Origin of the sequence: Bradyrhizobium sp. BLXBL-03, assembly GCF_051853015.1 — a bacterium.
Taxonomy (GTDB): domain Bacteria; phylum Pseudomonadota; class Alphaproteobacteria; order Rhizobiales; family Xanthobacteraceae; genus Bradyrhizobium; species Bradyrhizobium manausense.
In genome coordinates this window covers 1,534,834-1,556,429 of record NZ_CP182470.1, presented here as the reverse complement: position 1 = coordinate 1,556,429, position 21,596 = coordinate 1,534,834, and the positions used below count along the sequence as shown (strand labels likewise).

Below are 21,596 nucleotides of genomic sequence, written 5' to 3'. Positions count from 1 at the left end.
GTCACGCCGGCTTCAGCGACGCCAGCGCGCTTTCCAGCAGCGAGCGCACGCGTGCGGCATCGCCTGATTTCACCACGGCCGGGTCGAGGTACAGCTCCAGCCCCGGCGCGCGTTCGGTGATGACGCCGCTCTTCTCAGCTGCCGCATCGCCCAGCGCATCGACCGCATAGGGAATGACCTCGCGGCTGATGCCCTTCATCGTGATCGCGGGCAGCGCATGGGCACGAACGATGTCGCTGACCAGCGCGAAGGTCTCGTAGCTCAGCACGATGCCGCCGGGCTCGGCAATTGACTGCAGGCGGGCGGCGAGGTTCGCCTCGGCACCGATGATGGTGTAGTCCATACGATCGCTGCTGCCGAAATTGCCGACATTGCAATAGCCGGAATTGATGCCCATGCGCGAGCGGAACGGCTGCTCGATGCCGGCGGCGCGCCATTTCGCATTGAGCTCGGTGAGGCGCTGCTGCATGCGCCAGGCCATCTGCAGGCAGGCCTGCGCGTCAGCGCGGTCGCCCTTGGTCTCGGGATCGCCGAAGAAGATCAGCATGGCGTCGCCGATGAACTTGTCGACGGTGCCGCCATGCTCATGCGCAATCGCCGACATCTCGGTGAAATATTCGTTGAGCAGCTGGGTCAGCAATTCCGGTTGCAGCCGCTCGGTGGTCGCGGTGAAATTCTGGATGTCGGAGAAGAAGATCGTGAGCTTCTTGCGCTCGGTGTGGATGGTGACGTCCTTCTGGCCGGAGAAGATGCTCTTGTAGACCTGCGGCGGGATGTAGCGCGAGATCTTCATCGACAGCGAGGCGAGGAAGTCGTTGGCGGATTCGAGCTCCCGGTTCATGCCCTTGATGCGGCTGGCCTGTCGGCGCTGGAGCGAGAGAAAGGAAAGCCCGCAGCCGGCGGCGATCAGGAAATAGGCCAGCAGGAACTTGAACGAGAAGATGTTGGCGGCGATCGGCTGGGCGATGATCACCTCCTGGATGCCTCTGACATCGCCGACCTTCCAGTCTTTCTTCGGGCTCTCGGGGTGGCTGTTGTGGCAGCTTACGCAGGCCGGGCCCATGGTGACAGGCGCGATCAAGCGGACCTTGTCGGAGAACAGCGAGGTGTCGGTGTCGAGGATCTTCTGCTCGGGATCGGCGCGCAGGGCGGCGAGCGCATCCTTCTCGAACTTGTCGAGCTGATGCGGGGCGCGGTTCTGGAACGGGAAGTCGGAGACGAACCGGTAAGTGATGTTCTCCTGTTGCGCGCCGATGACGCGGCCAAGCTCCAGCGACAGCGTCGCCGGGATCGGGATCGCGCCGGGGACGGATTCGTAGTTGTGGACGACCCTGGTCGTGCCGTTGGGATTGGCCAGGATGCGCCCGACCACATTGGACGCATAATAGCTGCGCACGCTTGTGATGACTGAATTGAGATCTGCGGTCTGCCGGCGGAGCGCGGACTTGTTCAGTTCAGTCAGGTCCAGCCAGACCGCCAGCGGCAGGGCCAGCAGGAGAAAGGCAATCACGGCCCCGATCAGGATGCCGCTCTTGTGCTGCTCTTCGGCGATCGCTTGTTTCACTCTGTGGCTCCGTGATGTGCGTTTTTGCCGCAAGAACGGGATTTGCGGCGCGACATGCCGGCTTGCACAGAGCCAACAAACGCGGCGCGGCGCAACCCCATTTTATGGTGGGTCGCAGCAGGCGCCTTTTCGTTTCATGACGAATGTTTAAGATCAGGATCAACCTGCATTGCTAAATCCGGAACCACCGCCCATGACCGAGACAATCCGCATCATCAGCTTCAATGCGCGCCCCGTGATCGTGCCGATGAACTTGCCGCTGCAGACCTCGACCGGCGCGGTTGCCAAGGCGCCGCTGGTGCTGATCGACTGCGAGACCGACCAGGGCGTAACAGGGCATGCCTATCTGTTTGCGATCACCCCGTCGGCCCTGAAGCCGCTGACCGCGATGGTCGCGGAGATGTCGGAGCTGCTCAAAGGCGACCAGCTGCTGCCGTTCGAGATCGAGCGCAAGCTGACCCAGCGTTTCACGCTGCTCGGCCTCGCCGGCCTGCAACGGCTGGCGCAATCCGGCATCGACATGGCGGCATGGGATGCGCTGGCGCGCGTCCGCGGCCTGCCGCTGGCGCGCCTGCTCGGCGGCGCGCCGAAGCCGGTGAAGGCCTATAATTCGAAGGGCCTCGGCATCATGCCTGCGGGCGCCGCGGTGGAGGAAGCCCACAAGCTGCTGGCCGAGGGCTTTCGCGCCGCAAAAATCCGCGTCGGACGGCCGGAGGCGCGGGACGATCTCGCCGTGGTGCGCGCGGTGCGCAAGGCGGTCGGCGACGAGGTGACGCTGATGTGCGACTACAATCAGGCGCTGACGGTCACCGAGGCGATCCGCCGTGGCGAGATGCTCGACGACGAAGGCTTGAGCTGGATCGAGGAGCCGATCCGCCACGACGACTATGCGGGCTGCGCCCGCATCGCCGACGCGCTGCGCACGCCGGTGCAGATCGGCGAGAATTTCGACAGCGCGTTTGCGATGCAGGCGGCGCTAGCGGCGGAGGCCTGCGACTACGTGATGCCCGACGTGCAGCGCATCGGCGGCGTCACCGGCTGGCTCCGGGCCGCGTCACTGGCGCACGCCGCCGGCATCGAGATGTCGACGCATCTGTTCTCGGAGGTCAGCGCGCATCTGCTCTGCGTCACGCCGACGGCGCACTGGCTGGAATATGTCGACTGGGCCGATGCGGTGCTGGCGAGCCGGCTGAGGATCAAGGACGGCTTTGCGCTGCCGGGCGAGGAGCCGGGGAACGGGATTGAATGGGACGAGGCGGCGGTGAGGAAATATCTGGTGGAGTGATCCGTGCTGCATCCGCAGCGGCGGTTCACCCCCTCTCCCCGCATGCGGGGAGAGGCGAAGAAATCGCCCTCACCGCGCGGCGGCGTTCAGGTCCATCGTCTCGAGTAGGCTGTTCTGCCGCCAGTCGATGAAGGCGTCCTTGAGGCGACTGATCTCGCCGGCATGCTCGCCTGCGCTCCAGAGATTGTGCCGCTCGCGTGGATCGGTCTCGAGATCGAACAATTGCCCGTCCGCCGCGCCGTGGATGAACACGACCTTCCACCTGTCATCACGCACCATGGTGATCAGCCTTGCGCCGGTCATGGCGACGTCGCCGGCCTGCTCGGAGAACACGAAGTTGCGCCCGGTCCATGCCTCACCTTTCAGCGCCGGCAGCAGGCTGCGGGCCTGAAACGGCTTTGGATGCTCGGCACCGGCGAGATCGAGAATCGTGGGCGCAAGATCGAACAGCTGGCATTTTTCCCGGATGCGGCGGCCATCCGAGAAGCGACGCGGCGACCAGAATAGCAGCGGGATGCGCGTCACCGGCTCGTACATCGACCATTTCTGACTGAGCCCGTGCTCACCGAGATTGTCGCCGTGGTCCGACATGAAGATGACGACGCAATTGTCGAGATAACCTTTGTCCTCCAGCGTCGTCAGCAGGCGGCCGATCTGCTCGTCGATCATCGTGACGTTGGCATAATAATGTGCCCGCAGCCGGCGCAACTCTTCATGCGTCGGTGCAAGCTTCCATGACACCGCGTCGTGGTCCACTTCCGTGTCGTGACGGCGCTTCTCCTTCAGGTACGCAGGCAGACCCTCGATCTCGGCCTCGGTCGGGTGCGGCACCGGAAGGTCGTTGCGGGCGAGATAATGCTCCAGATATTCCGGCAAGGGATCATAGGGCGGATGCGGTCCGGGCAAGCCGATCTGCATGAACAGCGCATCGGGTTTGGGGCGAGATTCCAGCCACCACATCGCGGTCTCCGCGACGAAGATGTCCGGGTGCAGCGACTTCGGCATCTCCCAGGTGAAGGCGCCCATGCGGTCACCATAATCAGGCAGGCTGCGATAGCCGGCGCGCGACGGCTTGGTCAGCTTGTGCGCGGCAAACGCCTTGTCGAGCTCGTCGGCGAACCAGCGCCCCTCGAAGAAGCGGTCCTTGTTCTCGACCACGAAGCGCTCGTGGAAGCCGGCCTTCGCGTCATAGGGGATGGTGTGCATCTTGCCGACATTGACGCAGTGATAGCCGGCCTCGGCGAGCTTGCTCACCCAGGTCTTCTGCCAGTGCTGGCCGTTCTTCAGCACGCCCGAGGCATGCGGATAGATGCCGGAGAACAGCGCCGCGCGCGAGGGCACGCAGCTCGGCGCGTTGATGAAGCAATTGTCGAAATAGACGCCCTCGCGCACCAGGCGGTCGAGATTCGGCGTCTTCATATAGGGATGCCCGGTCGCCGCGATCGTGTCGAAACGCTGCTGGTCGGTCATGACCAGGATGATGTGGGGCTTTGTCACGATGGCCTTGTCCTTGCGCGGCTCGAGTCAATAGAAAAATATGTCTGACATAATAATTCTTGTCAAACCAGGCCGGGTTTGATTATCTGCCACCAAGGCTATGTTCTTGGCGCTTCTTCGTCGGAAGTCGCAATAAATCAGACATTTTATTCCGTGAATCCGGGATCACCGTGGCAAAATCTCCCAGCAAGGACAGCCCGCAATCGAGCGCCCAGGTCGCCCGAGAGGTCGCCCGGATGATCCTGACCGGCGTCTGGCGCGAGGGCACGACGCTGCCGCGCGAGATCGAGCTCGCATCGCGCTTCGATGTCAGCCGCGCCTCGATCCGCGAGGCGCTGTCGCTGCTCAAGGCCAAGGGCCTGATCGCCTCGAAGCAGAAGGCCGGTACGCATGTGCGGGCGCGGTTCGACTGGAACATGCTCGATGAGGAGCTGTTGAACTGGACGCTGTCGGCCCTGCCGGCGCAGGAATTCGCCAAGCAGATTTTGGAAGTGCGCCGCATCGTCGAGCCGGAGGCCTGCGCAATCTGTGCGGAGCGCGGCACCGACGAGGATTTTGCCCGGATCGAGCGCGCCTATCGCGGCATGGACGCGGCCGGCATGGACCGCGTCGCCTATGCCGAGCCCGACTTGCAATTCCACCGCGGCATCCTCATCGCCACCGGCAACGATTTCCTGATCGCGTTCGGCGCGACAGTCGCGGCCGCACTGCGGATGTCATTCGATTTGTCGAGCACAAATCCCGGCGCGCCACGGAAGAGCCTGCCCTATCACCGCGCCGTGCTCGACGAGATCTGGGCGCGCAATCCCGACGGTGCGCGTCAGGCGATGCACAAGCTGATGGACCTCACCGAAGGAAACATCATCACGGCCATGGCGCGCCAGAAGAAGAAAGACGCCGAAGACGAGAACGTCCGCACCAGACGGACGCGTTGAAGCCAGACAACATTGAGGGAGGTAAAGATGACAAACGCATCGCGCGCAGGCTCGATCACCCGTCGCAAATTGCTGAAGGCCAGCGCCGCGGGCGCGGCACTTGCCGCATTCCCCGCGCCGCTGATTGCGCAGACAAAGCCGTTTGCCGGCGTGACGCTGCACGGCGCCTCGTTCCAGCACCGCTTCTTCACGCTGCTGCAAAATTACATCCCCGAGTTCGAGAACAAGACCGGCATGACGGTTGACCTCCAGCTCTCGGCCCTGCCGGTGTACAACCAGCAGGCCAATCTCGAGCTGTCCTCGGGCGGCTCGGCCTATGATTTCGTCAATGTCACCTTCACGCTCGCGACGCGTTGGATCGCGGCCGGCCTGCTCGCCAATCTCGACGAGTTCACGAGCGATGCCAATCTGACGCCGGCAGAGTGGAATCCGAAAGACTTCGTCGACGGCGCGCAGGTGCCCTATCGCGACGGCAAGGGTGCCACTTACGGCTATTCCTGGGAAGGCGGTGCCATGCTGATGGGCCTGTCGCGCATGGACCTGATGGAGAAGAAGGGACTGAAGATCCCCAAGACGTTCGCCGAGCTGCAGCAGGTCTGTGCCGAGATCAACGGCACCGATGGCGTCAGCGGCCTGGTGTCGTGGTTCCTGCACAACTGGAATCTGCCGCCCTACATCCAGGGCTTTGGCGGCAACATCTTCAGGAATCCGCCCGGTGACCCGATGCCGGCGCTGAATACGCCCGAGGCGATCCAGGGCGTCGAGTTCTACGCGAACCTTTTGAAGAGCGCGCCGAAAGGCGTGTTGACCTACACCGAGGACCAGGCGCGGCAGGCGATGCTGACCGGCCGCGCCAACATTTTCATCCATTCCAGCGCCTGGGTGAGCCCGATCCTGCTCTCCGACGAGAGCAAGGTGAAGGACACCTCGCGCGTGGTGCGCTCGCCCGCCGGCCCCGTGCACGATTATCCGGCGTCCAACAGCCAGGGCCTCGGCATTCCCAAGAACGCCAAGAACCAGAAGGCGGCGTGGGAATTCATCAAATGGGCGCTCTCACCCGAGATCTCGATGAAGCTCGTAAAGGAGCACGGCCACTCCTCGATCTGCCGCCGCTCGATCATCAGCAGCGAGGACTACCGCAAGCTCAACACGGTGAACGGCCAGGACCTCGGCGCGCTCTATCTCGAGGTGCTGGAGCTGCCAGGCAAGGGCGAGAACTACATGGCCTATCGCACCTCGAAGGAGTTTCCCATCGTCGGCGACATCCTCAACAAGGCGTTCGAGCAGGTCGCAACCGGCCAGCTGCCGGCCAAGGACGCGATGAACGCAGCGCAGGACCAGGCCATCGCCGCACTCCGCCGCGCCGGGACGAAGCTTTGAGCGAGAGTGGAATTGACCGAGAGCGGAATTGACCTGGAGCGCCGCAGGTTCATCGCCTTCGCGCTCACCCCGAGCCTGATCGTGCTGTTCGCGGTCGCCGTGCTGCCGGCGATCTATCTCGTTGTGACCAGTCTGACGCCGTTCCAGCTGACGACGCCGGGCTCGGCCACTGATTTCAGCGAGCCGTTCCGCAACTATTCGCTGCTGCCCGGCGATCCGCGCTTCGTCAACTCGCTGGCCGTGCAGGCCAAGCTGTCGGTCGCGAGCGTGCTGTTCCAGGTGCTGCTCGGCATGCTGCTGGCGCTGCTTCTGAACGTGCCGTCGCGCTTCGTCGAGCTCGCGCGCACCTTCTTCCTGATTCCGATGGTGCTGCCACCGATCGTGGTCGCGGTGATCTGGAAGCTGATCTACGCACCTGACATCAGCCCGGTCTACTATGCCGCGCAAGCGCTGCACTTCACGCTGCCGGCGCTGACCTCGAGCGTCGATTTCGCGCTGGCCTCGATCATCATCGCCGACACCTGGGAGTGGACGCCGTTCACCTTCCTGATGGTGCTGGCGGCGCTGCAAACCATCCCCGACGAATATTCGGAAGCCGCCCTCGTCGATGGCGCCGGCAAGCTGCAAATCTTCTGGTACGTGACGCTGCCCTTCATCACGCCGATCCTGGTGATCTCGGGCATGTTCCGCCTGATCGACAGCGTGAAGGCGTTCCCACTGATCTTCCTGCTCACCGGCGGCGGCCCCGGCACCGTCACTGAAGTCACCAACTATTATGCGTACCTGCTCGCCTTCGACACCAATGAGATCGGCTATTCCAGCGCGGTCACCGTGGTGATGCTGCTGCTGGTCTGCGGCATCAGCCTGGGCCTGGTCTGGATGGGCCAACGCAAGGAGGCGCTGGCGTGAGCACGTCGTCCTTGCGCAAGGCCACCTCAGGCCGGCTGATCGCGATCACGATCACACTGCTCATTCTGCTGTCGCCGTTCCTGTGGCTGTTGCAGATGAGCTTCAAGACCAATGACCAGATCCTGCAATTTCCGCCGCCGCTGATCTTCACGCCGACGCTGCAGAATTACGTCGCGCTCTGGCACAGCGCGTTCTCGGCGTCCTTCGTCAACAGCCTGCTCAGCGCCTCGCTCTCGACCGCACTCGCATTGCTGTTCGGCGTGCCTGCGGCCTACGCGCTGTCGCGCTGGTCCGGCCGCGCCAAGCATGCGCTCTCCTTCGCGATCCTGGTGACGCGCATGGCGCCGCCGATCGCGTTCACGATTCCCTTCTTCCTGTTCTACCGCTGGATCGGGCTGCTCGACACCATTACCGGCCTCGTTTTGGTCTACACCAGCTTCAACCTGCCGCTGGTGATCTGGATGATGCAGCCGTTCTTCGACACGATTCCCGTCTCGCTGGAAGAGGCCGCCCTCGTCGACGGCGCGCGGACGCGCACGGTGTTCACCAGGATCGTGCTGCCGATGGTAACACCAGGCATCGCCGCGACCGCAATCCTGTGCTTCCTCTACGCCTGGAATGATTTCTTCTTCGCGCTGATCCTGACCCGCACCCATGCGCGCACCGCGCCGGTCGCCGTAGTCAACTTCATGAACTACGAGGGCTGGGAATGGGGCAAGATCGCCGCCGGCGGCTCGCTGGTGATGGCGCCGGTGCTGATCTTCTCGCTGGCGGTGCGCCGCTATGTCGTGTCCGGGCTCACGGCCGGCGCGGTCAAGGGCTGATATCATGCGACTCTTGGCGACGCTTTGGCGGGGTGCAGCTTAAAGCTCCGATGTCGTCCTTGCGAAAGCCAGGACCCATAACCACCAAATTTCGTTGTTGCGAACGCTGGTAGTCACATCGCGCATCGACCACACCGACCGGGGTCCTGGCTTTCGCCAGGACGACGATGGGGAGACATTTGTGCCCCTTCCTTCGAAACCGCGTTGCTGCGACTATCCCATGCCCCATGACCACATGGCGCCCGCATTCCCACATTCGCGTCGTCGCGATCGGCCTGCACTGGCGCGACGGGCGCCTGCTCGCGGCCGACTTCCGCGAGGACACGGCGCAGAGATTGTGGCCCGGTGATTCGACCTCGCCGATCTCGATCTGCCTGATGGCCCGAGCCTCTATCCGACCGGACTGAAGGACTTGCTGCTCGCACCGAAAAACAGGCGCGACTGACAGTCGCCGCTACCACGTCTCCGCGCCGGGGACTTTCTTGCGCACCGCCATGCGCTGAATCCAGATGCAGCGACGGACGGATCGGTTGGAGCGGCCGACGGCAGAAATGCCCTCGCCGGCCTGAAGCAGCGGCGCCACGCTCGCGCGCAGCTCGCGGCAGCGCTGGAGCTCGGCCTGCCAGTCGATGATTGCGGCATTCGCGCTCGATGCCGTCAGCGCCGTCACCGCGACGGCAAGCCAAGTCGTCCGCATCATTCACCCGCCCTTCCCTTTGATACCTCCGCAATGCGCCGGTAGCGGAAGTCGCAATGATCGGCGCCCTGCATGATGGTCTGTGTGCGCGTCAGCTTGATGTCCGGAGCGAAGCCGTCCGCGGTCGCAAAGTCGGCGGTGCAGACCATGAGGAAGCCGAGCTCCGGCTCACCCAGCGCCTTGTAGAACTCGGCATAGGCGCATCGCTTCACGTCGAAGGCGAACGCATCCCGCGTCTGTTCGATCACGTCGTAGCTGAGAGCATCGTCGCGCGCGTAAGTCGCGAAGGCGGAGCCGACGGCCTTGCCGAGATCGCTCTCGTTCTTGGCTTTCCAAAACGCCTCGCCGAAGCCGCGATAAAGTTCGCCAAGCGCCTTGCGTACGATGGCGTTGGCACGCGCCTCGCCGAGCTCGGCCTGGAGCGCCTTGACCAGCGGGACCAGGACCTGCGCCTGGATTTTGGCCTGTTCGATGACGGAAACGCTCATGGGCGTGCTCGCGTCGCGAAGGGAAGGCGCGGCTCGACTGAAGCCAGCGCGAATTCAAACCAGCAGCCGCGAGACTATATCCCCGTATTGCGCTTCAAGGCAGGGCATGGCGCGAGCCGTCCTCGAGCCCGACGATGTGACTTTCCGAATGGGGGCGAATCTTCATCCGACGCGCCCCTGACACCCGGCCGCCGGCCGCTACTTCTGGCCCGACGGCGCCTGGGCATTCGAATCGTTCGGGTTCTTTTGCTTGTTGGCCTCATGATGCCCGATCACGCATCCTGCGGCCGCGCCGAGCTTGCCGTGTCCTGCCATATGGCCGGCGACACCGCCGACGATGGCGCCCTTGATGCACCCCTTGGCCTCCGCCGGCGAAATCGATGCCAGGGTCAGCAGACACGCGGCAACAAGAATCGGTTTCATGATCGTCTCCTCTCAGGTTGACCTCTGGGCCATCAATTCCCCCAAACGAGACGCGTTCCGGAGAGGCGCAACGCCGGCGACCCATCCCGTCACGCAGCGTCGCGACCGCGACCGCCGGGATACGGCCCCGCAGCATGACGCAGGCGACCGACTTCCTCGCTGCCACAGCGCGCGCAGCGGAAGGAAACCTCGGGCTGCGCAACCATGCTTCTCCGAGCGCTCACGGCCATCGGCCAGGCACCGCACCGGGGACATTTCACCAGCAGATCGTTCGTTTCCAGCATCGCGACGACTCCTCGACCCTGCGCCCATGATCCGACAACGGCGCGAAAATGGCAGCGTTCCGTATCTTCACGCGGGCCTGCCTTGGGTGTCCGGAATAGTCTCCGACCAGACGAAGCGAGCTTTCACCAAAACCGTTCCGCGCTGGGTCGCCGGGCGGCCTTTTCATTTTCAGCATCGCGCGCCAGCATTCCGTCACCACCATCCGCCGGCAAATGGGCCGGGCCGCTCGAAGGCCAGACGTCGGTCGGGTGTCCTTTTCTGTAGTTTTGCCCAGCGCTTCGGATGCGGACGGGGGCCTGAGGAGACGCGGGCGGGCGCCTCTTTCTTGACCTCGACGGCAGGCGCTGCAGGCATTGTGGCCAGGGCTTCCCGCACTTGCTGCTTGGGTTTTTCGGGGAGCGGATCGGCCTGCGCCATTGTCGGCAAATCGGCGCGCGGACGCGTGTCGAACACGATCTTCTCCGGGAGGCTCCTCGCCGAGGCGATCCGGATGATGCTCCTGTCCGGATCGGATGGGCCCGCGCGCTCGGCGGGGGCCGGCAGGTACCATTCAGCAGCGAAGAGCAGCGCCAGCAGCAGCCCGCCGACGAAAACGAAATAACGAATGATCGGCATGAACGGCCGCTCGCAAAAGGGACATCAGGTATCGGCAGGGGCCGGATTGGAGTGGCGGGTCGCCTGGTTGGGCGGCCCCGCCACTGGAGGATTAGTCGATCTCCTGGACGACCGTGCGGGTCGACGGATCGACCAGCATCACGCGCTCGCCCGAATAGACATAGCGGTACTTGGTGAGCGAGGGACCCCAGTCGGCGGGCACCGCCTCGAGTTCGACTTCGCGCGGCACTGGCTGGCCGACGACGATCTTCTCGCGGGTCTCCACTGGACGAACCTTGTGCTCGGTAACGTAGGTGCGGATCTTCGTGCGGTATTCGGGCTCGATCTGTACGGCGGCGGCATGTCCCGCGCCCGTGGTGGTGACGACGGTGGACTGCGCCATCGCGCCCGTCGAGATCATCGCCGCCATCGCAGCGCTCAGCAGAAGCTTGTTCATCTTTCTCTCCTCGCCGCCATATGCGGCATGCGAGAACCCACGAATGATGCCAAGGTTCCCGCGCGTCCGCAGAGGTCCTCGCATGCGATGGAACATTCGGGTCGGGCGACGGTTCGTTCCAAGCTCCCAGGCGCTTGCTCACCGAGAGCCCGCTGATGCCACCGTCCGATGCAGTCAGGAGAGCCCCCGATCGACGCCAGCGAAGGCTCCTGATCCTGTTGGCGTTAGGATTCGTCGTCTTCGGCACCGCTGCCGCGGCGCTCTTCTACGTCCTGCAGCCCGAGACTCTTCGGATCGCCGTCGGCCCCTCGGGCAGCGAAGACCACCAGGTGGTCCAAGCAATGGCGGAGGCCTTCGAAGAGGAAAGCAGGACGGTTAGACTGCTTCCTATCGCCACCGCCGGAGCGGCCGAATCCCTTGCCCTCCTGGGTGCCGGCAAAACTGACCTGGCAATCGGTCGCGGTGACCTCGCCATGCCGGCTGATGCGCAGACACTGGCCGTCCTGCGCAAGAACTATGTCGTCATATGGTCGCAGTCGGGACGCGCAGGCAAGGGCTCCAAGAAGAACGCCGCCGCGAAGATCGGAGAGATCGCCGATCTTGCTGGGCATAAGGTCGGCATCATCGGAAAGACCGACGCCAACGTCGCGGTCCTGCGGACAATTCTAGAGGGCTCAGGCGTGCAGCCCGACAAGGTTGCCACGGCTCAATTCGGGACCGACGAAATCGAAAAGCTCGCGCAGGACGCCACTCTCGACGCCTATCTTGCGGTCGGTCCGCTCGACAGCAAGATCACCGCCGCCGCGATCGCCGCGACTTCGCGGTCGCGCGGAGCTCCGAAGTTTCTTGCCGTCGAAGCGTCCGAGGCGATTGCCCTGCGGCATCCCCGCTACGAAGCCGAGGAGATCCCCGGCAGCGTCTTCAACGCGAACCCGGCCTGGCCCGAGGACAAGATCGACACCATCAGCGTCAACCATCTCATCCTGGCCCGAAAAGAACTGTCGGAAGCCAAGGCGGCGGCCTTCTACCGGCAGCTTTTCGCGGTGCGCGACACGATCACGCAACGTGTCGCCGGCGCGACGCACATCACGAAACCGGATACGGAGAAGGAGGCGGAGCCCTCCGTGCACAGGGGCGCCGCGGCGGTCATCAACGGGACCGAGCGGACCTTTCTGGACAAGTACAGCGACTACTTCTGGTTCGCCCTGCTGCTCCTGTCCGGGATCGGTTCGGCCGCCGCATGGCTGCGTCGCTATCTGAACCGGGACGAGCGGGACGACAACACCGGCTATCGCAACCGTATTCTTGCCGTGGTGTCGGAGGTTCGCGGTGCCGAGTCCGAACAGGACCTGCTGGCATCGCAACGGGAGGTCGATGCGATCATCGGCGAGACCCTCAAGTGCTACGACGAGGGAGCCATCGAGCAGGAGGACATGGCCGCATTCGGCCTCGTCCTCGAGCTGTTCGATCATGCGGTCGCGGAAAGGCGGGCGGCGCTGCAGGGCGGCGCGATCGAGGCAAAGGCTCCGGGTCCAAGCCTTGCCTCTCGCCGATAGGCGCGCCGGCAGACCAAACCTTCATCGCTTCACGACTAAAGCTTTTCAATTTCGCTGGCGCGGATAAGGATCTCGTCCTGATCGAGCATCTCTTCGAGTTGTTTGCGGCGGTCCGCCCACCATGCACGATCGAGCTCTTCGGTCATAACCTCAAGGATGATGATCTCATCCCGGACGACCTGTGACCCTTCTTTGTTCTCGCCCGAGGCCGGCGCCCGTTTGAAAGCCGTGACCCCGCCAAAGCGTTCGGTCAGTTCGTGTTCCAGGGACTGATAGAGCTTCGAATCAAACCGCTTGCCGTGGTTGTTGCTGAGAGGCAGGAAGATTTCGATCAAATGCATGAGGATCACGCCGCGAGCTTGGCGCTCTCCCCCGCCTTGCGCGTCGCCTTCAGCCGCTTATTCAGGAACGCCAGGACCATCACTTCGTCCGCGCTCAATTTGCTATACTGACGCTTGAACCTCTCCGCGATCTTGTCCTCGATCATTTTTGCCAGGTCGCCAGACATATAGGCGCCCAGAATTTCCGGATGCACGTAGCATTTGCGACAAATGGCTGGCGTGTTGCCAAGTTGTCTGGCGACTTTATCGATGGCGGCCACGACGTTCCGTTTTGCTTCAGCCTGGGAGTCATACGTCTTGAACTCGGCCAATGCGAGCGCAGCCAGCACGGTGCCGGCCCAGGTTCGGAAATCCTTGGCCGTAAAATCCTGCCCGGTGATTTCCTTGATGTAGGCATTCACGTCGCCGGAATCGATCGTACGTGGTTCGCCGTTGTCGTCGAGATATTTGAAGAGCTCATGCCCCGGCAAGTCGGCGCAGTGCTTGACGATTGCCGCAATGCGCCTGTCCTCTACCGAAAGCTTCCATTGCTTGCCGGACTTCCCGGTAAACTCAAATTTCAGGGTCGAACCTTTGATCGCCACATGCCTGCGGCGCATGGTCGTCAGTCCGTAGGAGTTGTTTGTATTGGCATACTCGGCATTGCCGACCCGAATGAGGGTCTTCTCGAGAAGGCTGACGACGGTCGCGAGAATCTTTTCCCGAGGCAAGCCTTCGCGCTTCATGTCGGCGGCGACACGGAACCGCAGTGCAGGAAGCGCAGCTGCGAACTGCATGACGTGCTCGTATTTGTTCTGATCACGCAATTCACGCCATTTAGCGTGATAGCGATATTGCTTGCGGCCGCGTGCATCATAGCCCGTCGCCTGGATATGGCCGTTGGCAACGGGACAGATCCACACCCGCTCATAGGCCGGCGGAATGCCGATCGACTTGATACGGCGGATGATGTCCTTGTTCGTGATGCGGGCGCCGCTCTGGTCGTAGTAGGAGAAGGTGGTGCCGGTGCGCTTGCGGGTGTAGCCCGGCTTTGCGTCACTGACGTATCGCAAGCCTTCTTCCGCGATGATCGCCGCCACTTCAGCGGTCCTCTCGGGAATTCTCTCATCGGCCTTCGTTTCGCGGAACATGGCGGCGTCATTTTGACAGCACTTGTGAACGCATTTCGCTGCTGTCCCGATACGTCAAGAAGATCTACAGGATTTTGTTCCCCTTGAGCACTGGTGCGAAGCGGACGGTCCATCGTACTTCGCATTCCAAAGCCCCGCACCCTCTCAACAGAACGGCCTTCGTGAATGGAGGCCGAGTTGAGGGAGCGCTCCCCTCCGGACCAACCGAACCTGCGGTCGTTCGCTCCTATCGATGCTCCCGAAGCTGCCGCTCCAGATCGATCGCCTGGTCTGCATTGTAAGCGCGCTTCAGAAACGCATCTCGCTGATCCCCCGGTGGCTTCTGATCAGCCCGCCTACGCATATCCCGCGCGAACTGCGTGAGCCTGGTCTCAAGGGAATCCTTCTGTTTAAAGCGCTTGCGTTTCAATCCCATGGTCATTCCTTCCACTACGCATGGATTGTACAACCGCTTGCCGATGCCCGCATGAACATAGGTTAGTTCTCGGAATTCCCGCCGTTTGCAGGTTTTTGAGTTGCTTACTCAATTCACGCCTTGCGCGCCTGGCGTGACCACCAGGTCGGGCGCGGGAACTATCATTGCTCGGCCCTCGTTTTGTAGAGTGCAGGAAGATCGCGCGGAGCGATGACACGTGATGTAGGTGCAGCACAGGGTGCGTGAGATGACCAACCTTCTCAAACTGCCGACATGGGCTGACGACGGACAAATTTTCGCGGTTGTCGAGACGCCTCGCGGGAGCTCCTGCAAACTGGATTTCGATCCCGAGCTCGGGATCTTTACGCTGGCAAAGCCGCTGATGGCAGGGCTGAGCTATCCGTATGACTGGGGCTTTATTCCTTCCACCAAAGCTCCCGATGGCGATCCCCTCGACGTACTGATCATCCATGATGCGAAGACATACCCCGGCGTCGTGCTCAAATGCAGGCCGGTCGGCGTCCTCGAAGTCGAGCAGAAGAGCGGCAGCAGAAAAGAACGGAACGATCGCGTGTTCGCGGTGCCGGACCGATCGCCCCTCGAGACTGATCTCAAGGATATACGCCACCTCCCCTCGCGCGCATGCGGCGAGCTGGAGGAGTTCTTCCGCGCGACAAACGCGCTTGAGAACAAGGAGCTCAAATTTCTGGGATGGCGCGGGCCCAACCACGCGGCCAAGACCATCAAGCGGCTTTCCAAGTAGGATATCGTGACATCGCGGCCGGCGTGATCGGCTGGAAGACGCGATCAAGAGATGACCGGGTTTGGCCTTACGCCTCCCTCCTGTCCCGGTGCCGGGGAGTGGCGGCGAGGAACGGATCGTCATCAGGCGGCTTGGAACGAAAGTCCCAGCCTTTTGCGAGCGCGCATTGAACAAGTCGAGCGAAGCAGCCTCATTCAATGCAGCATCCGAGCTCGATGGCGTGTCGCCGCGACAGACCGAGGAAATCGAGTCTCAGAGCAGGCCGAGCGCCGCGCTGATTCACGAAACCATACGAGCCGAGGGAGAGCAGGAACTCAAGCGGCGGTGGTGGGCCATCCTCCTGTCCGGCCTTGCCGCGGGCCTGTCGATGGGACTGTCCCTCGTGGTCCAGGGCGAGTTTCAGGCTGCGATCTCCGATGAGGGGACCCGGCGGCTCGTCGCGCCGCTGGGCTATACCGTCGGCTTTCTGGTGGTCGTGTTGGGACGGCAGCAGCTCTTCACCGAGAATACCCTCACACCCATCCTTCCTCTGCTGCATCACCGCAATCTCGCGACGCTGGCCAATGTGCTGAAGCTGTGGGGACTCGTGCTGGCCTCCAATATCGCCGGCACGTGGGCGGTCAGCTACGTGCTCGCACACACCGACATCTTTGGACCGAAAATCGATGATGCATTTCTCGAGCTTGGCCGGCACACTGTCGAAGGCAATTTCTCGGCCACCATGGTCCGAGCCGGGTTCGCCGGCTGGCTGATCGCGCTGATGATGTGGCTGCTGCCGGCGACCAAGGGATCAGGTGCGCATATCGTCCTGATCATGACTTACGTCGTGGCGCTCGGGCAGTTTGCCCACATCATCGCGGGCTCGGTCGAGTGTGCTTACCTGGTGCTGCTTCGGGAAGCTTCGTTTGGACAATACTTCCTTGAATTTTTCGTCCCTACTCTGCTCGGCAATATCCTCGGCGGGACAACGTTGGTCGCCCTGTTGAACTACGGCCAGGTTGCGGCGGAGCTGGACAAGGCAAAGGATTAGTCGGAACGCCCGCTTCTGAGGGGCAAGGCCTGTCGAGATGAAGGCCCGGCTTGTAGCCGGGCCGTTGTCATCACCAGTAGCCGTATGGCCGATAATACGAGCGGTAATAGCGCGGACGGTAGTAGCGTGGGCCGTAATAGGCATAGGGCGGGCCATAATAGGCGTAGGGACCTGGATAATATCCCGGTCCGTAATAGTAGGGCGAAGCCGCTGCCGCGGCGCCAAACGCCAGGGCACCGGCAGCAAGGCCGAAGCCTATTCCAGGCCCGCCCCACCCTCCGTGCCATCCGCCGCCGTGCCAGCGCGCCTCGGCGGGCGCCGCAGTTGCAGCCGAAATCGCTCCGACTGCCAAAGCTACAAGAGCAAGCCTTCGCATTTTCTTCTCCTCCTGGGTTGTGCGTGCCGATAATGCGAAAGTTGACGGCCACGTTCCAAGAGGAGAGCTGGTCGTTGCGCGATTTCAACACCGATGCCTGATCGGCCCACTGGCCAAATACCACCGAGGTGTGAATCCATCTCGGCGCGATGCAAGGTCATCCTCACAAAGCCACTTCGAACTCTAGGAACTAACGTCAGTGTCCGCCGGTTCGTGGAGCGTCTCTCTCACGTCAAGGGCAATCCATGTACCACCACGTCAAGAAACTGATGTTCACCGTCCGCGTCGACGAGCCTGATCCCAGGTTCGGCAATATGCTTCTCGAGCAGTTCGGCGGCGCCAACGGCGAGCTCGCCGCTGCCATGCAATATTCGATACAGGGGCTCAACTGCGAAGATCCGGATCGCAAGGATCTTCTCATGGATATCGGCACCGAGGAACTCAGCCATCTCGAGGTGGTCGGCACTCTCGCCCGTATGCATCTGAAGCCGTCGAAATTCGATCGCCAAGCCGCCGAGGCGGACCCCCTGATTGCGATTGCAGGCGGCGGCGGCGTGAACCTGTTCAACTCCCAAGGCAACGCTTGGACCGCGGATTACCTCAAGATCACCGGCGAGCTCGACGTCGACCTGCGCAGCAACATCGCCGCCGAGGCGAGAGCCAAGATCGTCTACGAGCGGCTGATCAATTTCTCTGACGACGCGGGCACAAAGGACGCGCTTCAATTCCTGATGACCCGCGAGATCACGCATATGAAGGCGTTCGCGCTGGCTCTCGAAAGCATGGCCAAGCCGGCCTTCAGCATCGGCCGGATTGCCCCCACGCCCGGTCTCGTCGACCAGTTCTTCAACGATTCGACCGGAACCGGCGACCACGGCGAGATCGACACCCGCGGCCCCTGGAACGAGGGCGGCGAGTGGGTCTTTACGGAATCCCCGGCTATCCAGGCCGGCGACCCTGGTCCGGCGACGGCGCTTGTCACCGAGAGTTCTCCGCCGGTCGACGAGGCCGGTCTCGGCGATCTCCTGATCAACGAGCTTCGCGACATCCTGCACGCCGAAAAGCAGCTGACAAAAGCCCTGCCGAAAATGGCGCAGGCGGCGCGTTTCGATCAGCTGCGCGAGCTGTTCGAGCAGCACCTGAACGAAACCGAGGCCCAGATCGAGCGCATCAATGAGTGCTTCGAGATGCTCGGCAAGACCGCGCGGGCCAAGCCCTGCAAGGGGATGATGGGTCTGATCGAGGAGGGGCAGGAAATCATCGCCGAAGGCGAAGAGAAGGAGGACGCCGCAGCCGATCTGGCGCTGATCGGAGCAGCCCAGCGGGTCGAGCATTACGAGATCGCCGGATACACCACCGCACGCAATCTCGCCCAGCAACTGCGCCATAGCGCCGTCGTCAGCCTGCTCTCGAAATCGCTTGCCGAAGAAGAGAATGCCGATCAGCTTCTCAACCAGGTCGCCCGCTCGCTGATGTCGGTGGCAAAGATGCCTGCAGCGGTCGAACAGACCGAATGAACCGGGCCTCATTTCGTGGCTGAAGGGTTTGTCAAAGACAAACCCTTCAGCTGGCCTGTTCTAGATCATCTGCTGGTCACTCGCTATTCCGCGCGCGACGCAGCGCGGCCGTCAGCTTGGCCTTTTGCCCGGCCCACCGCTCATCCTCCGCAGCCGCCCGCGCGTCCACCGCGGCCCGCTCGGCTTCAATGGCCTCAAGCCTGGCTCCATGCTCCCGCTCGGCGTCTTCGAGCGCAGCCTGCGCTTTTGCGATAGCCCGCTCCTGGCGCTCCCTGACCTTGGCTCGGGCGGCTTCTTCGCGCCGGCTTTGCGCCTCGCGCCGCCGCTGCTCTTTCTCGTAGTTTGCAGCCGCTTGTCGCGCGGCCTTGCTGCTGACCTGGGACGGTTGTCGCCCGTGCGGCTTCGATCGGCGCGGCGCGGGCTGCTCATGCGCACGATCCGCGGCCGCTTGCGAGGGTATGCTGGAGTGCTCGGAAAATCGTCCGCTCGATCCGACTGCCCGTCGGAGGACCACGCCGGGCTTTGCCATGGTCGCCGCAACCACCTCGGGATCATCGGTCTCCGTGGCCAACCCCTGGTGAAAGAGGTTGCTTCCGGCGCCCCAGGCCTCGAGCGCGGCCTTCATCGACGGCGCCGCGACCGCGAGATCGTGGAAGCCAAGGGACGTCTGATATGTCTTGAGCTTGCGCGCCATCCCCTCTGGATAGCGCCGATCTTCGCCGTCGGCTATCCCGTCTAGCGTCGCCGCCCGGTCAGCACGCCGATAACGAGCGCTGCCGCGAGTGACCGGAGGGCTGCGGCCATGGTGATCTTCCGTAGCTGATCGGCAAGGTGCGCCGCCGACGCCTGCGAGGACGACCGAAATCGCGATGATTGCGCATTGCTGGTTCCCGATTCGGCTGCGGACATCGCCTTTTGCTGTCTATGTCATCATGCTCTGAGGGGCTGCGCGGGGCGGCCGGGTCCAGCCATTGCGCGGCCGCATGCAGCCGGAACATTGCAGCGAGATCGGACGTTCTGGCGAGATGCCACGCTACTATTTCAACATTCACAACGGTCATCCCTTCGAGGATCTGGTCGGCGAGGATTTGCCCGACGAGGCCGCGGCTTGGAAAAAGGCGCTCCTGCTCAGCCGCGACATCGAAGATGTGCTCGCGCCCGGCGGTGTCTGGAAGCTGGAGGTTCTGAAGCCAGATAGAAGCCCGTTGTTTCGCATCGAGGTCAAGACGGAACGTCTTAAATGAAGGGCTTTCCGCCGGTGACGGCCAGTGTCGCTCCCGAGGTGTAGCTCGACAGCGGATCGGCAAGCATGACGTAGGCTGTCGCGAGTTCGGCCGGCTGCCCTGCACGCTGCATCGGCACTTGCTTGCCAAAATTCTTGACCGTTTCCTCCGGCATGGTCGATGGGATAAGCGGCGTCCAGATCGGGCCAGGCGCAACCGCATTGACCCGAATGCCCTTCGACGCCAACATCTGGGCGAGCCCGCCGGTAAAATTCTGAATGGCGCCCTTGGTCGTTGCGTAGGCGAGCAGGCTCGGATTCGGCATGTCGGAGTTGACCGAGGCCGTATTCACGATCGCAGCACCGGGACGCATATGGGGCACGGCCGCCTTGGTCAAATAGAACATCGCATGGATGTTCACCTCGAACGTGCGCTGCCACTCGTCATCGCTGATATCGCCGATGTCCTTGAACGTGGCCTGATGGGCGGCGTTGTTGACCAGGATGTCCAGTCCGCCGAGTTCCTCGACGGCGCGCCGCACGATCGCGCGACAATGGCCGGGGTCGCGGATGTCTCCTGCAATCAGGATGGCCTTCCGTCCCTCCCGCTCCACCAGCGCTTTGACTTCCGCGGCATCCTCATCCTCATTCAAATAGGCGATAGCGAGGTCTGCGCCTTCGCGGGCATACGCAATCGCGACCGCACGACCGATGCCGCTGTCTCCGCCGGTAATGATGGCCTTTTTGCCGGCCAGGCGACCGGCGCCCTTATAACTCTCTTCGCCGTGGTCGGGCCGCGGGTTCATCGCGCGGGTCGCGCCAGGCATGGACTGATGCTGAGGGGGATATGGCGGCTTCGGATATTCGGTCATGGAGCGCCTCCGAGATTCGCTGCGCTAACAGAACCCGAGCGAAAGTGTTCCTAGCTTCCCATCAGGCGGCCGACCTATCGAGAACATTCATCAAGGGTGCGTACGTTCACCCGAAATTCGCCATGCTCGTCGATGTCGATCGTTGCCAGCGTGATCGGCAGCTTGAATCGCCGCGGCCCGGCGCTTCCTGGGTTCAGATAGGTGATACCATCCCTGGTCCTGAGGCTTGCCCGATGCGAATGGCCAGAGATCACGGCGTCGACATCCGCGGGGGCGGGCCTGCTCTTCAGCTCGTTGATATCATGCAAGACATAGAAGGCTCGCCCGGCGAGATGAACGGTCGTCGTCTCGGGATAGAAGCGGGCCCAATCGCCGACATCGACATTGCCCCGGATCGCAGTGACAGGGGCAATCCGGCGTAGCCCTTCCATGACATGCTCGGCACCGATATCGCCGGCGTGAATGATGTGGGCGGTCCCGCGGAAGCATTGTTCCACTTCCGGCCGCAGCAGACCGTGGGTGTCTGAGATGATGCCGATCCTGAACATTGCCTCACATCTCCCCATAACAGCTGCCTTGACCCGCGTTTAGGAACGACAATGCCGCGCTCGAATTGCCCGCCTATCTAACGGGAGCACAGACATGGGCAACACCGGCGTAGGAATGCTTCTTGGAGACCTCTCTGTCAAAACGGTTTGGTTGCTGTGTCTTTGCGTTTTGGTCCTCGGCGGAGCAATCTGGTACGGCGTCTGGCGGTCAGGGCATCTGCGCCGCAGCGAGCGCGCCCAGCTCGATCGGAACACCGAAGCAGCGCAACGCCGGGACGATCCGCAGAAGCCGGTCACACGATAGCTCACGCAATCGATTGATGGACCCGTCATATGCTCGAGGATTTGCGCGCAATTCTTCAGCCGGGGGCGCTGCTTGCCGTGGTCATCATCCTGCTGCTGATGGCCGTCGCCGATGCGGCCATCTTCATCGCGACCAAAGGATGGCCGCTCTAGGTCGGACTCTCGACAATTTACATGAAGTCGTT

26 protein-coding genes are annotated in these 21,596 nt (G+C 62.7%); 13 read left to right on the top strand and 13 right to left on the bottom strand.

The window, feature by feature from the left end; all coding sequences use genetic code 11:
• Position 1: 1 nt before the first annotated feature.
• Complete coding sequence (locus ACNJX9_RS07450) at positions 2-1,564, bottom strand: adenylate/guanylate cyclase domain-containing protein (RefSeq protein ID WP_439408308.1); 1,563 nt, start codon at positions 1,562-1,564, stop codon at positions 2-4.
• A 193-nt stretch (positions 1,565-1,757) separates the two neighbouring features.
• Between ACNJX9_RS07450 and ACNJX9_RS07445 the strand changes: the two genes are divergently transcribed.
• Positions 1,758-2,849 carry an enolase C-terminal domain-like protein gene (locus tag ACNJX9_RS07445; protein ID WP_439408307.1) on the top strand — a complete coding sequence of 364 codons (1,092 nt, stop codon included), beginning with the start codon at positions 1,758-1,760 and terminating at the stop codon, positions 2,847-2,849.
• Between the two features lie 69 nt (positions 2,850-2,918).
• Here ACNJX9_RS07445 and ACNJX9_RS07440 read toward each other — a convergent pair whose 3' ends face one another.
• Positions 2,919-4,346, bottom strand: a complete 1,428-nt coding sequence (locus ACNJX9_RS07440) for a sulfatase family protein (protein WP_439408306.1) — start codon at positions 4,344-4,346, stop codon at positions 2,919-2,921.
• A gap of 170 nt (positions 4,347-4,516) precedes the next feature.
• On the opposite strand from ACNJX9_RS07440, the gene ACNJX9_RS07435 reads away from it, so the two are divergent.
• From ACNJX9_RS07435 to ACNJX9_RS07415, 5 genes are all read left to right on the top strand, one after another.
• Positions 4,517-5,281 (top strand): FadR/GntR family transcriptional regulator, encoded by a 765-nt coding sequence (locus ACNJX9_RS07435; RefSeq protein WP_439408305.1) that lies wholly within the window; start codon positions 4,517-4,519, stop codon positions 5,279-5,281.
• 27 nt (positions 5,282-5,308) lie between these two features.
• The gene (locus ACNJX9_RS07430) at positions 5,309-6,661 is read left to right on the top strand and encodes an ABC transporter substrate-binding protein (RefSeq protein WP_439408304.1); all 1,353 of its coding nucleotides are present in this window, start codon (positions 5,309-5,311) and stop codon (positions 6,659-6,661) included.
• Between the two features lie 6 nt (positions 6,662-6,667).
• Positions 6,668-7,570 carry a carbohydrate ABC transporter permease gene (locus ACNJX9_RS07425; protein WP_439408303.1) on the top strand — a complete coding sequence of 301 codons (903 nt, stop codon included), beginning with the start codon at positions 6,668-6,670 and terminating at the stop codon, positions 7,568-7,570.
• Positions 7,567-8,394 carry a carbohydrate ABC transporter permease gene (locus ACNJX9_RS07420; RefSeq protein WP_439408302.1) on the top strand — a complete coding sequence of 276 codons (828 nt, stop codon included), beginning with the start codon at positions 7,567-7,569 and terminating at the stop codon, positions 8,392-8,394. The genes ACNJX9_RS07425 and ACNJX9_RS07420 overlap by 4 nt, the downstream gene beginning before the upstream one ends.
• A gap of 227 nt (positions 8,395-8,621) precedes the next feature.
• Positions 8,622-8,801, top strand: coding sequence for a hypothetical protein (locus ACNJX9_RS07415; protein WP_439408301.1), 180 nt, complete (start codon positions 8,622-8,624; stop codon positions 8,799-8,801).
• Between the two features lie 47 nt (positions 8,802-8,848).
• On the opposite strand, the gene ACNJX9_RS07410 is transcribed toward ACNJX9_RS07415, so the two are convergent.
• From ACNJX9_RS07410 to ACNJX9_RS07390, 5 genes are all read right to left on the bottom strand, one after another.
• On the bottom strand, positions 8,849-9,094 hold the full coding sequence (locus ACNJX9_RS07410; RefSeq protein WP_057752669.1) for a hypothetical protein: 246 nt from the start codon (positions 9,092-9,094) through the stop codon (positions 8,849-8,851).
• The gene (locus tag ACNJX9_RS07405) at positions 9,091-9,579 is read right to left on the bottom strand and encodes an L-2-amino-thiazoline-4-carboxylic acid hydrolase (protein WP_439408300.1); all 489 of its coding nucleotides are present in this window, start codon (positions 9,577-9,579) and stop codon (positions 9,091-9,093) included. The genes ACNJX9_RS07410 and ACNJX9_RS07405 overlap by 4 nt, the downstream gene beginning before the upstream one ends.
• A gap of 198 nt (positions 9,580-9,777) precedes the next feature.
• On the bottom strand, positions 9,778-10,002 hold the full coding sequence (locus ACNJX9_RS07400) for a hypothetical protein (protein ID WP_057752674.1): 225 nt from the start codon (positions 10,000-10,002) through the stop codon (positions 9,778-9,780).
• Positions 10,003-10,479: 477 nt separating this feature from the next.
• On the bottom strand, positions 10,480-10,902 hold the full coding sequence (locus ACNJX9_RS07395; protein WP_439408299.1) for a hypothetical protein: 423 nt from the start codon (positions 10,900-10,902) through the stop codon (positions 10,480-10,482).
• A gap of 91 nt (positions 10,903-10,993) precedes the next feature.
• Positions 10,994-11,338: a DUF1236 domain-containing protein gene (locus ACNJX9_RS07390; RefSeq protein ID WP_057752918.1), complete on the bottom strand. Its 345-nt coding sequence runs from the start codon at positions 11,336-11,338 to the stop codon at positions 10,994-10,996.
• Positions 11,339-11,493: 155 nt separating this feature from the next.
• On the opposite strand from ACNJX9_RS07390, the gene ACNJX9_RS07385 reads away from it, so the two are divergent.
• Positions 11,494-12,894: a TAXI family TRAP transporter solute-binding subunit gene (locus ACNJX9_RS07385; RefSeq protein WP_439408298.1), complete on the top strand. Its 1,401-nt coding sequence runs from the start codon at positions 11,494-11,496 to the stop codon at positions 12,892-12,894.
• 35 nt (positions 12,895-12,929) lie between these two features.
• On the opposite strand, the gene ACNJX9_RS07380 is transcribed toward ACNJX9_RS07385, so the two are convergent.
• Positions 12,930-13,235, bottom strand: coding sequence for a hypothetical protein (locus ACNJX9_RS07380; RefSeq protein ID WP_057752920.1), 306 nt, complete (start codon positions 13,233-13,235; stop codon positions 12,930-12,932).
• 5 nt (positions 13,236-13,240) lie between these two features.
• A complete protein-coding gene (locus tag ACNJX9_RS07375; RefSeq protein WP_439408297.1) occupies positions 13,241-14,365 on the bottom strand; it encodes a DNA topoisomerase IB in 1,125 nt (374 codons plus the stop codon).
• A gap of 662 nt (positions 14,366-15,027) precedes the next feature.
• Between ACNJX9_RS07375 and ACNJX9_RS07370 the strand changes: the two genes are divergently transcribed.
• Complete coding sequence (locus tag ACNJX9_RS07370) at positions 15,028-15,543, top strand: inorganic diphosphatase (RefSeq protein ID WP_057752922.1); 516 nt, start codon at positions 15,028-15,030, stop codon at positions 15,541-15,543.
• A 166-nt stretch (positions 15,544-15,709) separates the two neighbouring features.
• Complete coding sequence (locus ACNJX9_RS07365; protein ID WP_439408296.1) at positions 15,710-16,573, top strand: formate/nitrite transporter family protein; 864 nt, start codon at positions 15,710-15,712, stop codon at positions 16,571-16,573.
• A gap of 70 nt (positions 16,574-16,643) precedes the next feature.
• Here the strand turns inward: ACNJX9_RS07365 and ACNJX9_RS07360 are convergent, their stop codons facing one another.
• On the bottom strand, positions 16,644-16,949 hold the full coding sequence (locus ACNJX9_RS07360; RefSeq protein ID WP_439408295.1) for a hypothetical protein: 306 nt from the start codon (positions 16,947-16,949) through the stop codon (positions 16,644-16,646).
• 245 nt (positions 16,950-17,194) lie between these two features.
• Between ACNJX9_RS07360 and ACNJX9_RS07355 the strand changes: the two genes are divergently transcribed.
• A complete protein-coding gene (locus ACNJX9_RS07355) occupies positions 17,195-18,466 on the top strand; it encodes a DUF892 family protein (RefSeq protein ID WP_057752694.1) in 1,272 nt (423 codons plus the stop codon).
• Positions 18,467-18,542: 76 nt separating this feature from the next.
• On the opposite strand, the gene ACNJX9_RS07350 is transcribed toward ACNJX9_RS07355, so the two are convergent.
• Positions 18,543-19,160, bottom strand: a complete 618-nt coding sequence (locus tag ACNJX9_RS07350; protein WP_439408294.1) for a cell envelope biogenesis protein TolA — start codon at positions 19,158-19,160, stop codon at positions 18,543-18,545.
• A 277-nt stretch (positions 19,161-19,437) separates the two neighbouring features.
• Between ACNJX9_RS07350 and ACNJX9_RS07345 the strand changes: the two genes are divergently transcribed.
• Positions 19,438-19,710 carry a DUF6894 family protein gene (locus tag ACNJX9_RS07345; protein WP_439408293.1) on the top strand — a complete coding sequence of 91 codons (273 nt, stop codon included), beginning with the start codon at positions 19,438-19,440 and terminating at the stop codon, positions 19,708-19,710.
• Here the strand turns inward: ACNJX9_RS07345 and ACNJX9_RS07340 are convergent.
• Positions 19,703-20,560 carry an SDR family oxidoreductase gene (locus tag ACNJX9_RS07340; RefSeq protein WP_057752700.1) on the bottom strand — a complete coding sequence of 286 codons (858 nt, stop codon included), beginning with the start codon at positions 20,558-20,560 and terminating at the stop codon, positions 19,703-19,705. The two genes, ACNJX9_RS07345 and ACNJX9_RS07340, sit on opposite strands and share 8 nt — an antisense overlap.
• Before the next feature lie 74 nt (positions 20,561-20,634).
• A complete protein-coding gene (locus ACNJX9_RS07335; RefSeq protein WP_439408292.1) occupies positions 20,635-21,108 on the bottom strand; it encodes a metallophosphoesterase family protein in 474 nt (157 codons plus the stop codon).
• 94 nt (positions 21,109-21,202) lie between these two features.
• Here ACNJX9_RS07335 and ACNJX9_RS07330 point away from each other — a divergent pair, with 94 nt between their 5' ends.
• Together ACNJX9_RS07330 and ACNJX9_RS07325 are read left to right on the top strand one after the other, a co-directional pair.
• The gene (locus ACNJX9_RS07330) at positions 21,203-21,412 is read left to right on the top strand and encodes a hypothetical protein (RefSeq protein WP_439408291.1); all 210 of its coding nucleotides are present in this window, start codon (positions 21,203-21,205) and stop codon (positions 21,410-21,412) included.
• 29 nt (positions 21,413-21,441) lie between these two features.
• On the top strand, positions 21,442-21,564 hold the full coding sequence (locus ACNJX9_RS07325; RefSeq protein WP_283809612.1) for a hypothetical protein: 123 nt from the start codon (positions 21,442-21,444) through the stop codon (positions 21,562-21,564).
• The last annotated feature ends 32 nt before the right edge of the window (positions 21,565-21,596 follow it).

Excerpts from the sequence above, each read along its gene's own strand:
- ACNJX9_RS07370 (WP_057752922.1), top strand. The coding sequence starts at position 15,028 with ATGACCAACCTTCTCAAACTGCCGACATGGGCTGACGACGGACAAATT.
- ACNJX9_RS07340 (WP_057752700.1), bottom strand. The coding sequence starts at position 20,560 with ATGACCGAATATCCGAAGCCGCCATATCCCCCTCAGCATCAGTCCATG.
- ACNJX9_RS07400 (WP_057752674.1), bottom strand. The coding sequence starts at position 10,002 with ATGAAACCGATTCTTGTTGCCGCGTGTCTGCTGACCCTGGCATCGATT.
- ACNJX9_RS07355 (WP_057752694.1), top strand. The coding sequence starts at position 17,195 with ATGTACCACCACGTCAAGAAACTGATGTTCACCGTCCGCGTCGACGAG.
- ACNJX9_RS07415 (WP_439408301.1), top strand. The coding sequence starts at position 8,622 with ATGACCACATGGCGCCCGCATTCCCACATTCGCGTCGTCGCGATCGGC.
- ACNJX9_RS07395 (WP_439408299.1), bottom strand. The coding sequence starts at position 10,902 with ATGCCGATCATTCGTTATTTCGTTTTCGTCGGCGGGCTGCTGCTGGCG.
- ACNJX9_RS07360 (WP_439408295.1), bottom strand. The coding sequence starts at position 16,949 with ATGCGAAGGCTTGCTCTTGTAGCTTTGGCAGTCGGAGCGATTTCGGCT.
- ACNJX9_RS07385 (WP_439408298.1), top strand. The coding sequence starts at position 11,494 with ATGCCACCGTCCGATGCAGTCAGGAGAGCCCCCGATCGACGCCAGCGA.
- ACNJX9_RS07350 (WP_439408294.1), bottom strand. The coding sequence starts at position 19,160 with ATGGCGCGCAAGCTCAAGACATATCAGACGTCCCTTGGCTTCCACGAT.
- ACNJX9_RS07375 (WP_439408297.1), bottom strand. The coding sequence starts at position 14,365 with ATGTTCCGCGAAACGAAGGCCGATGAGAGAATTCCCGAGAGGACCGCT.
- ACNJX9_RS07390 (WP_057752918.1), bottom strand. The coding sequence starts at position 11,338 with ATGAACAAGCTTCTGCTGAGCGCTGCGATGGCGGCGATGATCTCGACG.
- ACNJX9_RS07335 (WP_439408292.1), bottom strand. The coding sequence starts at position 21,108 with ATGTTCAGGATCGGCATCATCTCAGACACCCACGGTCTGCTGCGGCCG.
- ACNJX9_RS07430 (WP_439408304.1), top strand. The coding sequence starts at position 5,309 with ATGACAAACGCATCGCGCGCAGGCTCGATCACCCGTCGCAAATTGCTG.
- ACNJX9_RS07405 (WP_439408300.1), bottom strand. The coding sequence starts at position 9,579 with ATGAGCGTTTCCGTCATCGAACAGGCCAAAATCCAGGCGCAGGTCCTG.
- ACNJX9_RS07330 (WP_439408291.1), top strand. The coding sequence starts at position 21,203 with ATGGGCAACACCGGCGTAGGAATGCTTCTTGGAGACCTCTCTGTCAAA.
- ACNJX9_RS07445 (WP_439408307.1), top strand. The coding sequence starts at position 1,758 with ATGACCGAGACAATCCGCATCATCAGCTTCAATGCGCGCCCCGTGATC.
- ACNJX9_RS07325 (WP_283809612.1), top strand. The coding sequence starts at position 21,442 with ATGCTCGAGGATTTGCGCGCAATTCTTCAGCCGGGGGCGCTGCTTGCC.
- ACNJX9_RS07410 (WP_057752669.1), bottom strand. The coding sequence starts at position 9,094 with ATGATGCGGACGACTTGGCTTGCCGTCGCGGTGACGGCGCTGACGGCA.
- ACNJX9_RS07380 (WP_057752920.1), bottom strand. The coding sequence starts at position 13,235 with ATGCATTTGATCGAAATCTTCCTGCCTCTCAGCAACAACCACGGCAAG.